This is a genomic window from Anaeromyxobacter oryzae, from assembly GCF_023169945.1.
In the GTDB taxonomy this organism is placed as follows: Bacteria; Myxococcota; Myxococcia; order Myxococcales; family Anaeromyxobacteraceae; genus Anaeromyxobacter; species Anaeromyxobacter oryzae.
The window spans coordinates 1,574,702-1,588,110 of record NZ_AP025591.1; the positions used below are offsets into that span (position 1 = coordinate 1,574,702).

The 13,409-nt window shown below is 72.8% G+C and carries 14 protein-coding genes; 5 read left to right on the forward strand and 9 right to left on the reverse strand.

Features of this window, described 5'->3' with window-relative positions; translation table 11 throughout:
• Nucleotides 1–159: 159 nt before the first annotated feature.
• From AMOR_RS06840 to AMOR_RS06850, 3 genes are all read left to right on the forward strand, one after another.
• The gene (locus tag AMOR_RS06840) at nucleotides 160–1,599 is read left to right on the forward strand and encodes a sigma-54 interaction domain-containing protein (RefSeq protein ID WP_248359987.1); all 1,440 of its coding nucleotides are present in this window, start codon (nucleotides 160–162) and stop codon (nucleotides 1,597–1,599) included.
• A gap of 130 nt (nucleotides 1,600–1,729) precedes the next feature.
• On the forward strand, nucleotides 1,730–3,115 hold the full coding sequence (locus AMOR_RS06845) for a sensor histidine kinase (RefSeq protein ID WP_248359988.1): 1,386 nt from the start codon (nucleotides 1,730–1,732) through the stop codon (nucleotides 3,113–3,115).
• A gap of 82 nt (nucleotides 3,116–3,197) precedes the next feature.
• Complete coding sequence (locus AMOR_RS06850; protein WP_248359989.1) at nucleotides 3,198–4,154, forward strand: YeiH family protein; 957 nt, start codon at nucleotides 3,198–3,200, stop codon at nucleotides 4,152–4,154.
• Between the two features lie 17 nt (nucleotides 4,155–4,171).
• On the opposite strand, the gene AMOR_RS06855 is transcribed toward AMOR_RS06850, so the two are convergent.
• The 7 genes from AMOR_RS06855 to AMOR_RS06885 form a co-directional block, all read right to left on the reverse strand.
• A complete protein-coding gene (locus AMOR_RS06855) occupies nucleotides 4,172–4,417 on the reverse strand; it encodes a hypothetical protein (protein WP_248359990.1) in 246 nt (81 codons plus the stop codon).
• Between the two features lie 117 nt (nucleotides 4,418–4,534).
• Complete coding sequence (locus AMOR_RS06860; protein ID WP_248359991.1) at nucleotides 4,535–4,768, reverse strand: thioredoxin family protein; 234 nt, start codon at nucleotides 4,766–4,768, stop codon at nucleotides 4,535–4,537.
• 18 nt (nucleotides 4,769–4,786) lie between these two features.
• Nucleotides 4,787–5,881, reverse strand: coding sequence for a permease (locus AMOR_RS06865; RefSeq protein WP_248359992.1), 1,095 nt, complete (start codon nucleotides 5,879–5,881; stop codon nucleotides 4,787–4,789).
• 17 nt (nucleotides 5,882–5,898) lie between these two features.
• The gene (locus AMOR_RS06870; RefSeq protein ID WP_248359993.1) at nucleotides 5,899–6,600 is read right to left on the reverse strand and encodes a cytochrome c biogenesis protein CcdA; all 702 of its coding nucleotides are present in this window, start codon (nucleotides 6,598–6,600) and stop codon (nucleotides 5,899–5,901) included.
• A 9-nt stretch (nucleotides 6,601–6,609) separates the two neighbouring features.
• Nucleotides 6,610–7,029, reverse strand: a complete 420-nt coding sequence (locus AMOR_RS06875; protein WP_248359994.1) for a thioredoxin family protein — start codon at nucleotides 7,027–7,029, stop codon at nucleotides 6,610–6,612.
• A gap of 283 nt (nucleotides 7,030–7,312) precedes the next feature.
• Nucleotides 7,313–8,605, reverse strand: coding sequence for a DUF190 domain-containing protein (locus AMOR_RS06880; protein WP_248359995.1), 1,293 nt, complete (start codon nucleotides 8,603–8,605; stop codon nucleotides 7,313–7,315).
• Between the two features lie 77 nt (nucleotides 8,606–8,682).
• A complete protein-coding gene (locus AMOR_RS06885; protein WP_248359996.1) occupies nucleotides 8,683–9,288 on the reverse strand; it encodes an RNA polymerase sigma factor in 606 nt (201 codons plus the stop codon).
• Nucleotides 9,289–9,613: 325 nt separating this feature from the next.
• Here AMOR_RS06885 and AMOR_RS06890 point away from each other — a divergent pair, with 325 nt between their 5' ends.
• Together AMOR_RS06890 and AMOR_RS06895 are read left to right on the forward strand one after the other, a co-directional pair.
• A complete protein-coding gene (locus tag AMOR_RS06890) occupies nucleotides 9,614–10,027 on the forward strand; it encodes a hypothetical protein (RefSeq protein ID WP_248359997.1) in 414 nt (137 codons plus the stop codon).
• Between the two features lie 230 nt (nucleotides 10,028–10,257).
• The gene (locus AMOR_RS06895; protein WP_248359998.1) at nucleotides 10,258–11,127 is read left to right on the forward strand and encodes an alpha/beta fold hydrolase; all 870 of its coding nucleotides are present in this window, start codon (nucleotides 10,258–10,260) and stop codon (nucleotides 11,125–11,127) included.
• 72 nt (nucleotides 11,128–11,199) lie between these two features.
• On the opposite strand, the gene AMOR_RS06900 is transcribed toward AMOR_RS06895, so the two are convergent.
• Together AMOR_RS06900 and metK are read right to left on the reverse strand one after the other, a co-directional pair.
• Nucleotides 11,200–11,847: a hypothetical protein gene (locus AMOR_RS06900; RefSeq protein ID WP_248359999.1), complete on the reverse strand. Its 648-nt coding sequence runs from the start codon at nucleotides 11,845–11,847 to the stop codon at nucleotides 11,200–11,202.
• A gap of 277 nt (nucleotides 11,848–12,124) precedes the next feature.
• Complete coding sequence (gene metK, locus AMOR_RS06905) at nucleotides 12,125–13,270, reverse strand: methionine adenosyltransferase (RefSeq protein ID WP_248360000.1); 1,146 nt, start codon at nucleotides 13,268–13,270, stop codon at nucleotides 12,125–12,127.
• Between the last annotated feature and the right edge of the window lie 139 nt (nucleotides 13,271–13,409).

Sequence of the window (13,409 nt, forward strand, 5' to 3'; positions counted from 1 at the left end):
CGCGGCATTCGTGCGACGGCTCGTTTCTCGCTCGGCCCCGCTTGCGTCCGCCGTGCCGCCGGGCCGAAGCACCGGAATCCGGGCACTTGCCCCCGCGTCGCTGCGACGTCGCACCGTTTCACGTTTCACGGGGTCTCACCGCGTGTCAGGAGGTGAAACATGGGAGCCGAGACATCGACCCTCGCGCCGTCGTGCCCGCCGTCCGGGCCCGAGCAGGAGCGCGTCTTCTCGGCGGTGAACGCCGCGTTCGGCTCGCTCGGGCGCGCCTGCCTCGCGCTCGACGGGGCCTTCCGCGTCCGTTACGCCTCGGACCTCTTCGACGCCCTCCTCGGCCCGGGCGCCGCGGCGCGGCTCCGCGGGAGCCCCGTCGAGGCGGTCCTCGGCGCCGAGATGTTCGGCCCGGAGGGCCCGCTCCGGCATGCCCTGCTCGCCGGCGAGAAGCGCGAGGGCTGGCGCGCGGTGCTCCACTCGGACGGCACGGACGCACGCCTCATGTCCGTCTCGGCCGCGCCGCTCCAGCGGGATCGCTACGGCGTCTGCGATCCGGAGGCCCGCTACCTCGTGGTCCTCCGCCCTGCGGACGAGGCCACCGAGGAGGCGAGCGGCCCCATCGGCGGCTTCGGGCTCATCGCCCGGTCCCAGGCGATGTCGCGCGTCTTCCGGCTCATCGACACGCTCCAGCACAGCGAGGCGACCGTCCTCATCACGGGCGAGAGCGGCACCGGCAAGGAGGTCACCGCCCGCATCATCCACGCCCACTCGCCGCGGAAGGCGGGTCCGTTCGTCGCCGTGAACGCTGCGGCGCTCCCGGGCGATCTGCTCGAGAGCGAGCTGTTCGGGCACGTGCGCGGCGCGTTCACCGGCGCGGTCCGGGATCGCGTCGGCCGCTTCGAGGCGGCGAACGACGGGACCCTCTTCCTGGACGAGGTGGGCGACGTCCCGATGCACCTGCAAGTGAAGCTGCTCCGCGTCCTCCAGGAGCACACGTACGAGCGCGTCGGGGACAGCGAGTCCCGTCTCACGACCGCCCGGATCATCGCGGCGACCAACAGGAACCTGCGCCGCGCCGTCGCGGAGGGGACCTTCCGCGAGGACCTCTACTACCGGCTCCGCGTGTTCCCGATCGAGGTTCCGCCGCTCCGGGCTCGCCGCGAGGACATCGAGCCCATCGCGCGGCTGCTCCTGTCGCGCGCCTCCGCACGCACGGGACGGGCGCTGCAGCTCTCCCCGGAGGCCGTTCGCGTCCTCCTCTCGTACGAGTGGCCCGGGAACGTCCGCGAGCTCGAGAACGCGCTCGAGTTCGCCGCGACCGTCGCTCGGGGCCAGACGCTCCAGCCCGAGGACCTCCCTCCCGAGGTCCTCGACGGTGGATCGATCCTCCACCCGGACCGGGCGTCCCTGACCGCCTCGGGCGTGGCGCCACCGGGCACCCGCCCCCGCGGTTCGCCGGGGACGACCCGGCACGGCCCGCCCGCCGAGCGGGAGGCGGTGGTGCGAGCGCTCGAGGCGCACGCCTGGAACCGCATCGAGACCGCGAGGGCGCTCGGGATGAGCCGCAGCACGCTCTGGCGCCGGATGCGTGCGCTCGGGCTGGAGTGACGGGGAGCGCGCGACCGCTCCCGCGCTCGCTGCCATCGAGACGGCGAATACCCCTGGATCCAGGCCTGCAGCCCCCGCGGCGGGACGACGCCTTGATCTGACCGTGCGTCCGAGCCACAGTCGGTGTCCCATGGCCGCCGCGGCCGCCGCAGCCACTCCTCAGCCCGGGCGAACGCGCCTCTTGCTCCGCGGCGTGTTCGGCCTCGTGATCGCGGCGCTCGCGAGCGTCGCCATCGCGCTCGCGGTGTCCATCGGCACGCCGCTGCGCGCGCTGCGGTCGATCGCCGACGATCACGCACGTGCGGTGCAGGTCGCCACCAACCTCCGCTCGTCGATGTCCGTCGCGCGCCGGATGCTCGTCGCCGACGTCTCGGGCATCGATCCCGCGGCGGGCCTCGCGAGCCACGGGATGCGGTACGGGGCCCTCAAGGGTGCCGCGACCGAGCTCGAGCCGGCGTGCGACACGGACTTCGAGCGGCAACGGCTCCAGGCGCTCCGCGCCGCGCTGGCCCGGGCCGCGAGCGCGTCCGACGCGATCGAGCAGCGCCTCGCGGGCGGGGACCGGAACGGAGCGCTGGAGCGGGTCGGGGCCTTCCTGGAGGCGACGTCGGACGCGAACGAGGCGGTGGACGCGATCACCGCGTTCAATGCAGCGCAGGTCCGAGACTCCTCGGCGCGCATCCAGGGTTCCCTGCGCACGCTCACGACGGCGCTGATCGCCATCGCCATCGCCGTCGCCGTCGGCGCCTATGTCCTGCTCCGGTTCGCCCTCAGGGGGCTCGACGCGTTCCAGGCCAGGTGGAGCGCGCGGTACGCGGAGCTGGACGCCTTCGCATCCCGGGTCGCGCACGAGCTCCGCACGCCGCTCCAGACGCTCACGCTCTCGCTCGCGTCCACGGCGCCGAACAACTCCGGGCGCATGCGGCGGGGCATCGAGCGGATGCAGCGGACCATCGACGCGTTGCTGGAGTTCTCGCGCGCCGGCACCGCCCACGCAGGAGACGCGGTGAGCGACGTCGGGGCGGCGCTCGCGGACGTCGAGGACGAGCTGGCGCGCGAGATCGAGCAGAGGCGAGCTCGCCTCGAGGTGGACGTGCCGGCGCACGTGAGCGCCACGATCGCGCCCGATCACCTCAGGACGATCCTCCGCAACCTCGTCGCGAACGCGCTCCACCACGGCGGGTCGCCGGCAGGCGTCCGCATCGCGATCGCGGCATCGACGAGCGGGGGCCGGGTGCGCGTCGAGGTGAGCGACGACGGGCCGGGGATCCCGCCGGCTGCGCTCCCGCACGTGTTCGAGCCCTTCATCCGCGCAACGGACGCTCCGGGCGGATACGGCATCGGCCTCGCGACCGTCCGTCGGCTGGTCGAGGGGCACGGGGGGACCGTGACGGTCACCTCGGCGCCCGGGCGTGGCACGACGGTGCGCGTGGAGCTGCCAGCCGCGAGGTCCGCCGGGACGGCCGTCACGAAGTCGCCGAGCGCGCGAGGTCCACGAATGGGGACCGGACCGTGAACGTCGTGCCGTCCGCGCGGCGCACCGGCACTCGGGGACGATCCTCCGAACCCTTCGGTCCTGCTCGGGCTCTCACGGCGCGATGATCGCGCCTCCCCGGGTCCGAACGCTCCTCGTCGTCGCCGCCGGAGCGGTCGTGCTTCACCCCTCGGTTCCCTCGGCGGCCGCGCTCGCGGCGGGCGCCGCCCTGGCGCTCACGGTCGGCAACCCCGTGGCCGCGCTGACGCGCGCCACCGCCAAGCGGCTCCTGCCGATCTCCGTCGTCGCGCTGGGGGCCGGGATGAACCTCGTCGCGGTCCTGCGCGCCGGCGCCCGGGGCATCGGCTTCACCGCCGTGAGCATCGCGGCGGTCCTCGTCGTGGGCACGCTGCTGGCGCGGGCGCTCCGCGTGGACCGCGCGACGGGGCTCCTCGTCACCGTCGGGACGGCCATCTGCGGCGGCAGCGCCATCGCCGCCGTCGCACCGGTGATCCGCGCCGACGACCGCCAGCTCTCGGTGTCGCTCGCGACGGTCTTCATCCTGAACGCGATCGCCCTCCTCGTCTTCCCGCCCATGGGCCACCTCGCCGGGCTCGACCAGCGCGCCTTCGGCCTGTGGGCGGCGCTCGCCATCCACGACACGAGCTCGGTCGTCGGCGCGGCGCTGCAGTTCGGCCCGGTCGCGCTCTCCATCGCGACGACCATCAAGCTCGCCCGCGCGCTCTGGATCGTGCCGGTCGCGCTGGGTGTCGGCGCGACCGCGCAGACCGAGAGCTCCGGCGCGCCGACCGCGCGCGCGCCGTTCCCCTGGTTCATCGCCGGCTTCGTCGCGCTCGCCGCGCTGACCACGTTCGTCCCGGCGCTGCGGCCGGCGGGCGCCGTCGTCGCCCTCGTCGGACAGCGCGCGCTCGTCCTCACGCTGTTCCTCATCGGGCTCGGGCTGTCGCGCGAGGCGCTCCGGGCGGTGGGCGTCCGGCCGCTCTTGCTCGGCGTCGTGCTGTGGGTCGTCGTGGCGGCGGGCTCGCTCGCCGCCGTGGTCTCCGGCGTTCGCGCGGGCTGACCCGCCGCGCCGGCACGTCACGCGCCGTCGCCTCCGCCCCGCGCCTTCCCGATCGCGTCCGCGAGCGAGAGCGGGCCGGACTCGATCGAGTCGGCGTCGAGCGTGATCACGTCCTCCGACTCGGGGGTCCCGAGCGGCACCTGCGAGACGACGAGGAGCGCGGCGGGAAGGAGCCACCGCAGCCACTGCGTGAGGGTCGCGGACCGCCGCGGGGTCGTGCGGGGCCCCACGACGAGGACGACGACGGGAGGTCGGTCGCTCATGCCTGGAGAACGCGCGTCCGCGCAGGCCATTCCGGCGATCGGGCGACCGGTCGGGCTGCTGCTGCACCCGAAGCGTCTCGTCGCGACGCTCCGGGAGTGACGATCCCCCGCCGCGCATCAGGTCCTGAGCAGGTCCTTCACCGCGTCCGGCGAGAGGACCTTTCCGGCGGCCTTCACGACGCCGTCCACGGCGAGCGCCGGGGTGGTCATCACGCCGAGCCTCATGATCTCCCGGAGGTCCTCGACCTTCTCGACGGCGACGCCGAGCCCGAGCTCGGCGACCGCCTTCTCCGCGTTCGCCGTGAGCTGCTTGCACCTGGCGCAGCCGGTCCCGAGCACCTGGATCCTCATGTCCGTTCTCCTCACGCCTCACAGGACCGCGTTGAACAGCCAGCCGACCAGCAGGATCCCGCTCGCCACCACGCCGACGAACGCGGCGATGAGGGGCGGCCGGAGCACCTTCCGCAGGATCACGATCTCGGGGAGCGAGAGCCCGATCACCGACATCATGAAGGCGAGCACGGTCCCGAGCGCCGCGCCCTTCCCGAGGAGCGCCTCGACGACCGGGATGATGCCCGCCGCGTTCGAGTACATGGGAACGCCGATGGCCACGGCCGCCGGCACCGACCACCACGCGGACTTGCCCATGAAGGTGGCGAGGAGCCCCTCCGGCACGTACCCGTGGATGCCGGCGCCCACCGCGATGCCGGCGACGACCCACGGCCAGACCTTGCTCACGATCTCGCGAACGGCCTCGGTGCCCTTCTCGACGCGACCGCCGAACCCGAGGCGCTCCCTCTCGAAGCGTGGCCCGGCGCTCATGGACTCGAATACCCAGGCCTCGACGTGGCGCTCCAGCCTCATGCGACCGAGCACGTACCCGGAGGCGATGGCGATGACGAGGCCAGTGACGAGGTAGAGGGCGGCGACCTTCCAGCCGAACAGCCCGAAGAGCAGGACGAGCGCGATCTCGTTCACCATCGGGGCGGAGATGAGGAACGAGAAGGTGACGCCGAGCGGGACGCCCACCTCGACGAACCCGAGGAAGAGCGGCACGGCGGAGCACGAGCAGAACGGGGTCACGACCCCGAGCAGCGCCGCGAGGACGTTGCCGACCGACTCCCGCCTGCCCGCGAGGATCGCGCGGGTTCGCTCGGCCGTGAAGAACGAGCGGACGATGCCGACCAGGAACACGATGAGGGCGAGGAGCAGCAGGACCTTGGGCGTGTCGTAGAGGAAGAACGCGACGCTCTCTCCCAGGTGCGAGCCCGGCGCGAGCCCGAGCGCCTGGAACGCGATCCAGCGCGAGAGCGGCGAGATCGTTGCGTAGGCGCCGGCCCACGCGGCGAGCGCGGCGGCGAGCCAGATCGCGGTCCTGCCCGCGCCGGGCCGGGGCGGCTCGCCCGGTCTCGCGGGGGAAGTGGGGCTGCAGCACGGGGCGCTGGCAGGGGAAGCGGTCGTCATGCTCTCGGCTCCACGACTCAGGCGGGCGCGGTGAAGAGGAAGTAGAGGCCGCCCGCGAGGACGGCGGCGGCGGCAGCGGCGCGGAGGAGTCCCGTCGCGCGCGCGCCGGCCCTCGAGGAGAGGCACCGATGCAGGCTCTGGGCGGAGACCCCGGCGATCACGATGGCCCCGGCGTGCCCGGCCGCGTAGAGCGCGACGAGCGAGGAGCCGAGGACGGGGTGGTCCCGGCCGGCGCTGAAGGCGACTCCGAGCAGCGGCGCCATGAAGGCGAACGTGCAGGGCCCCAGCGCCGTCCCGAACGCCGCCCCGAGGGCGAGCGCGCCCCACGCGCCGCGGCGGCGCACGCCCGACCGCGCCGGCCAGGACGGGAGCGGGAGGGCGCCGAGCAGGTTCAGCCCGAGCGCGAAGAACACGGCGGCGAGCGCGTAGCTGCCCACCTTCCCGAGGTCCCCCGCCATCCGGCCGGCCAGCAGGGTGGCGAGCCCGACCAGCGCGATGCTCACGACGTTCCCGGCGGCGAAGGCGCCCGAGAGCACCGCCGCGCGGCGCGTCCCCGGCAGCTCGGTCCCGCCGTTCATGTACGCGACGACGAGCGGGATGCTCGAGAGGTGACACGGGCTCAGGAACACCGAGAAGGCGCCCCAGAGCAGCGACGCGACCGCGGCGAGCCAGGCCGTCCCGCCGAAGGCTCTGCCGAAGGTCTCGAGGAGCGCGCCCACGCCGGTCACCTAGAGCTGCACGCCGACGGCCTTCCACTGCGCGAGGATCTCGGCCTTCGCCATGAACCCCTCGTGGCGGGCGAGCTCGCGCCCGTCGGCGGCGTAGAAGATCTGCGTCGGGATCATCCGTACGCCGTGGCGCGAGGCCGCGTCGGGGTCCTGCCAGACGTCGACGAACTGGACGTCCATGCGCCCGGCGTACTCGGCCTTCAGCTCCTCGAGGATGGGCGCCATCGCCTTGCAGGGGACGCACTTCCCGGCCCCGAGGTCGACGAGGCGAACGAGCGGTCGCGCGGGAGTGACGGTGGACGCCGCCTCGGTCCCCGCCGACGTCGTCGCCGATGTCGTCGCCCGCGTCCTGGCGACGAGCACGACGGCGACCGCCGCGGCCACCACCCCGATGAAGACGACCTGGGTCACCCGAGTCATCGCACGCTCCCGTCCGGACTCGCGCTCTATCGCATGATGACGATAAGCGAGCAACCCCATCCCGGTGCGCTGCAATGCCGCAGATCGGCGATCCACCATGGCGCGTGGAGAGGGATCCGGGGCTCCACGCGCAGGCAGACCATCGTAGAACCCCGAACGCGCCTGCGGCGCGACGCGCTCGCCCTTCGACGAGCCTCAGGGGTGGACGGAAGACACGTGCTGAGCCCGTCGAACCGCGAGCGACCGCGCTCCGAGGCAGCGAGCCCCGCAGCGCCCGGGGTCCTCACCGGCCCTGCGGGATGAGCCCGTGCAGCAGGTCCGCCCGGTCCACGATCCCGACGACCCGTCCGTCCGCGTCCGTGACCGCGAGCACCTTGTTCTCGCCGCGGAGCATCGTCGCGACCGCCTCGGAGAGCAGCACGTCCTCGCGGACCGTCGCGACCTCGCGGGTCATGACCTCCGCGGCGGTCCGGCCGCGGGTGTGCGCCGCGGCGGACTCCTCGCCCTTTCCGTGCCGGAACGGCAGGCGCTGCATGAGCGAGCGGATCGCTCCGGGGCGGAGCGCGGGCGTGACACGCTCGAGCAGCTCGGCGTCGGTGACGAGACCCACCGGCCGGCGGTCGGCGTCCACGACCAGCGCGCGGTTCAGGCGCGTCGAGGTCACCGCCTGGAACACCTCGGGCAGCGGCGACTCCGGATCGACCGTCGGCACGTCGCGACGCATGACGCGCGACAGCGGCTGATCGCCGTCGAGCCCCAGCTCGCGCGCGACCGGCTCCTTTCGTCCGAAGCCGACGCCGGCGGTCCGGAGGAGATCGACGCGGCTCACCATCCCGACCAGCGCGCCGCGGGCGTCGATCACCGGGAGCCGCTTGAGCCGCCGCCGCACCATCAGCTCGGCCACGGCCGGCAGCGGCGCCGAGACCGCCACCGTCACCGGGTCCGGCGTCATCACGTCTCCTGCCGTGCGGTTCTGCTGCGACAGCCGCTCGAGGAGGTCGTGCACCTCGGGTTTGTCGAGGCTCGCGAGGAGGTCGAGCCGGACGCCGAGGCCGCCCCGGTGGACGAGATCGCCGTTCGTGACGATGCCGACCGGGCGGCCGTTCTCCACCACCGGAACGGCGCGGTAGGTCTTCCCGACCGTCAGCTCCACGACCTCGCGCACCGGAGTCGAGCGGGTCACCGACGCCACCTCGCGGCTCATCACGTCGCCGGCGACGGCGGTGGCCGCGAGGTCGCGCACCGGGTGCGGCTCGAACAGGAGCACGTCGGTGTCGTCGACCGTGATGAGCCCGTGCTGGACGAGCGTCTTGATGCGCGGCGCGAGGCGCTCCACCTGCTCGGGGCGATCGATCCACTCGACGATGACCGGCAGCTGCCACGCGACGTCGGCGAGGTTGCTCACGTGGATCCGCCCGGTCGCGCCGAAGCCCTCGACGCCCTTCAAGACCGTCGCGCCCTGCGCGTTCTCGCGCCGCAGGAGCTCGAGGATGGCGAGGTGCAGCGGCTTCCCGTCCGCGCGGTCGTCCTCGCTGACGTAGATGCGGACCCGCTTGGCTTTCCCGAGGGTGTCCATGCGCCTTCTCTAGGCGGGATCGCGCGCGGGCGCCCGTACCAGGTGAACGACTCCGGCGGGACGGCCGCCGTGGACGGTCACCGCCGGGATCCGCCCGGCGGCTTGCGGTCGCAGGCGAGCTCGTTCCGCTCGTCGCGATAGAGCTCGCAGCTCGCCCCGAGGAGCTTCCTGAGCTCCGCCCGGGCACGGTGCAGCCGCATCTTCGCAGCCTCGAGCGTGATCCCGAGGGCGTCGGCGATCTCCTGGTCCCTCGAGTCTCGCAGCTCGCCGAGCAGGATCACCTCGCGATACGCAGGCGGGAGGCGATCCACCAGATCGAGGATGCAGTGGCGCATCTCCTTGCGGATGACGTGGCTGTCCGCGTCCTGCGCCTCGCAGGCGCCGCCCCCGGAGACGAGCTCGTGCTCCTCCTCGACCGGCGACTCCGCGGTCGCGGCGACGGGGACCTCGTGGCGCGATGCGGCGCGCAGTCGATCGATCGCCGCGTTCGTGGCGATGCGGTAGAGCCACGTCGAGACCAGCGAATCGCCCCTGCGGGTCGGCAGGGCGCGGTGCGCCCGGGCGAACACCTCCTGCGTGAGATCTTCCGCCTCGGCGGCGCCCACGAGCCGCGACAGGTAGCGTCGGATCCCCGGCGCGAGCTCCTCGTAGAGGGCGCGGAATTCTCGATCCGGTCCGTTCATCCCGATCGATCCTACCACCCCGCCCGCGGCTCGACCGGAGGCCCCGGTCCGTTCGCCCCGGCAACGGTGCGGCTCCTTCTCGTCCTGGCAGACGGAAGCCCGGCGGCTCCTCGCACCACACGCGATCGACACCGTGACGCCTCCTCCCGATCGGCCCATCACCTCCGACGAGGCGGCGGCCCGAAACGATACACAGGCCCGCGGCGACGTCCGGCGTCGCGGGCAGATGTATCTCCGCGCGCCGCGCATCCGTCTCGGGGGACGGGACCAGCGCTTCCGGCGAGGACGCCGCGGGTGGTCGGGTCCCGTGACCACGGAGGAAGCCATGACCTCGGACCCCCTCGAGACCCGGTGCTGCCCGACGGACTCTTCACGGAGCGACACCACGGGAGCCGGAGCGCGCTGCGCGACCGTCGAGTCGCCGCACCGCCGCGCGCAGCCGCAGAAGGACGTCGATCGACCGAAGCTCGAGGACCTGATCCCGATCGCAGTCGTCATCGCGGCCGGCTGTGAGCCGTGCGCCGAGCGGATGGTGCGGCGCGCGGTGGAGGCCGGGAGCGCGGGGCGCCACGTCCTGCGGACCATCGCGATCGTGGCGGACCTGCGCGAGCGGGAGTGCTTCCAGACGAAGATCGCCCCGGAGGTGCTCGAGCGCATGAGCGGGCCGCTCGCGAGGGCTCGGCAGACCCTCGACGAGCTCGGAGGGACGGACGCGAGCGCGCCTTGCTCGTGCACGTGAAGATCCGCTTCGCTCGAGCTTCCTTCCGCCGGACGGAGCCGACGCGAAGCGGATGCCCGCCCGCCCGATGCCCCAAGAAGTCGCGCGGAGTCCGCGGCGCAGCACGGTCGTCGCACACAAGCTCGGGTGGCGCACGCGTGCACCAGGCAGCACCACCCGACGCGCTCCTCGGTCGAACGGGAGGAGCGCGTCTTCGACAGCGGCGTGGAGCCGCAGCAGGAGCCGGGGCCATGAGCACGATCACGACGAGGGACGGGACCGAGATCTTCTACAAGGACTGGGGCTCGGGACAGCCGGTGGTGTTCTCCCATGGCTGGCCGCTCACCGCGGACGCCTGGGACGCGCAGATGATGTTCCTGGGCGAGCGTGGACATCGCGTCGTCGCCCACGACCGCCGCGGTCACGGCCGCTCGAGCCAGCCGTGGACCGGCAACGACATGGACACGTACGCGGACGATCTCGCGGAGCTCATCGAGGCGCTCGACCTGCGAGACATCGTCCTGGTCGGCCACTCCACCGGCGGCGGCGAGGTCACCCGCTACATCGGCCGCCACGGCACGGAGCGCGTCGCGAAGATCGTGCTGCTGGGCGCGATCCCACCGCTGATGCTCAAGACGGCCGCGAACCCGAAGGGCCTCCCGCGCGAGGCCTTCGATCAGCTCCGCGCGGCCACCCTCGGGAACCGCTCGCAGTTCTTCAAGGATCTCCCGATGCAGTTCTACGGCTACAACCGCAAGGGCGCGAAGGCCTCGCAGGGCGTCATCGACGCGTTCTGGCTCCAGTCGATGCAGGGCGGGATCAAGGGCGAGTACGACTGCATCAAGCAGTTCTCCGAGACGGACTTCACCGAGGACCTGAAGAAGTTCGACGTGCCGACGCTGATCGCGCACGGCGACGACGATCAGATCGTTCCGATCGTCGCGTCGGCGCTCCTCTCGTCGAAGATCGTGAAGAACGCGACCCTGAAGATCTACCCGGGCGCCCCGCACGGCCTCGCCACCACGCGCGCCGATGAGTTCAACGCCGATCTGCTCCAGTTCATCCAGTCCGGCGAGCGGTACGTCTCCGTGCCGTCCGAAGGCGCTCCGCTGACGCACTAGCCAGCGCAGACGCGCCCTCTTCCCCCGGCTCCGCCGGGGGGAGAGGGAGGACTGGTACCCAAGCTGTCGTCGTCAGAAGGCGAGAACGAGCGAGAGCTCGCCTGCGCTGGCCCACCTCGGCTCCGAACCCACCCCGACGTCGTCGAGCGGCAGCCGAACGTAGCGCCCGCCCAGCTTCCATGCCGCATGTGGGCTCATTCCCATCAGCAGGCCGAATCCAAGCTGTGGGACGCCGGCGGTGGTCGTGGTGTTCCGTCCCGGATCGGAACATCCTTTCCTCGATACGTGCGCGAGCGCGACACCCGCGTCACCCACGAGTGAAATCGGATAATTGGCCGGGACCTGCAGGCCGATCGCGGGACCGGCGCTCGCCCAGAAGAGATCGCACGGGCGCGTGACCCCCTCACCCGTCACGCTCGACCCCAGTACGGCGTACGTCACCATCCGCGCGGAGACCGCCAGCCAGCCATCTGGTTCCGTCAGCCGATAGTCATAGGCGCCGTGCACGGCCCAGCTGCCATGCAGGTCGAGCGGGCCCCCATCCAGCGAGGCGGATCCAAGGCCGGCGGTGATGAGGTGGTGACGGCTCTGATCGAGCGTCCCGGTCGCACAGCCGGCTACCGCAAGGAGCAACGCCGCGAAGACGGCCGCAGCTCTCAGCCGTCGCGACCCGGAGCCCGCATCCCCGCGGCGCCGAAGCGTAGCCAACGTTGTCCGCATGCTTGCCCCCCGGCGAGGCTAGCACGACCGACGACGGGCTGCGCGCTGCGCGAGTGGAGGGTGCGCTCGCAGCGCTCACCGGCTGGCCGCGTCGCGCGCGGCCTCGTGATCCTTGCCCTGCATCATCGCGTCGACGTGCCTCTGGCCGCGGAGCGCCATCTTGGGATCGCCTAGTCCCGCGGGTCGTGCGGCCGCGGGCGCCCCCTCCGCCCGCCCCGCGTGCTCTCGCCTCGACGGCCGTCCCGCCGCGCCCCGGCGAGCGCATCCGCCGTCCTCGTCACGCCGCGCGCTGCAGCGCCTCGACGAGATCCGCGCGCTCCCACGAGAACCCGCCGTCGGCTTGCGGCGTCCGACCAAAGTGGCCGTACGCCGACGTGCGCGCGTAGATCGGGCGGGCAAGCCCGAGGCGCTCGCGGATCGCGCGCGGCGTGAGCGAGACGGCGGTCCGGATCGCGGCCGCGATCCGGTCCTCCGGGACCGTCCCGGTACCCTGGGTGTCGACGTAGAGCGCGAGCGGCTCCGCGACGCCGATCGCATAGGCGAGCTGGATGACGCAGCGGTCCGCCAGGCCGGCCGCGACCACGTTCTTCGCGAGGTACCGCGCGGCGTACGCGGCGGACCGATCGACCTTGCTCGGATCCTTCCCGGAGAACGCGCCGCCACCATGCGGCGCCGCGCCACCGTAGGTGTCCACGATGATCTTGCGGCCCGTGAGGCCCGTATCGGCCGCAGGTCCGCCGTGGACGAAGGAGCCGGTGGGGTTCACGAGGACGCGCGTCTGCGCGTCGAGCCATCCGCCGGGAAGCACCTCCCGCAGCACTCCGTCGACGAGGTCTCGGAGCGCGGCGCTCGAGAGGCGCCTCGAGTGCTGGTGCGAGACGACGGCGGTGTGGACGCGCACCGGCCTTCCATCCTCGTACTCCAGGGTGAGCTGGGACTTGCCGTCGGGGCCGAGATCGGCGTCGCCCGCCTTCCGCCGGGCCGCGAAGCGCTCGAGGATCCGGTGCGCGTACTGGAGCGGCGCCGGCATCAGCTCAGGGGTCTCGCGGCAGGCGAACCCGAACATGAGGCCCTGGTCGCCCGCGCCCTCCTCGCCATCCTCGCGGTCCACCCCCTGGGCGATCTCCGCCGATTGCGCGTGGACGTGCGACTCGAACCGGAGCGTCCGCCACGAGAACCCTTCCGCTTCGTACCCGATGTCGCGGACGGCGCGGCGCGCGATCTCCTCGACGCCGACCGAGGGCCCCCGCACCTCACCCGCCACCACGCAGCGGTCCGTCGTGACGAGCGTCTCGATCGCCACGCGCGCCCGCGCGCCCTCTCGAAGGTGCGCGTCGAGGATCTCGTCGGAGATCCGGTCCGCGACCTTGTCGGGGTGGCCCTCGGACACGGACTCGCTGGTGAACAGGTGGCGCCTGGGCATCGATCTTCCTCCGAGGTGGTTGGGCGCACGGTGCGTGCGGATGAGGCGCTTATCCGCAAAAACGGATGACCTGTCAAGCATGACGGATTACGGCCTCATGCGTTCGGTGAAGCCACGGCGATCACCACCCGCTGGAGGT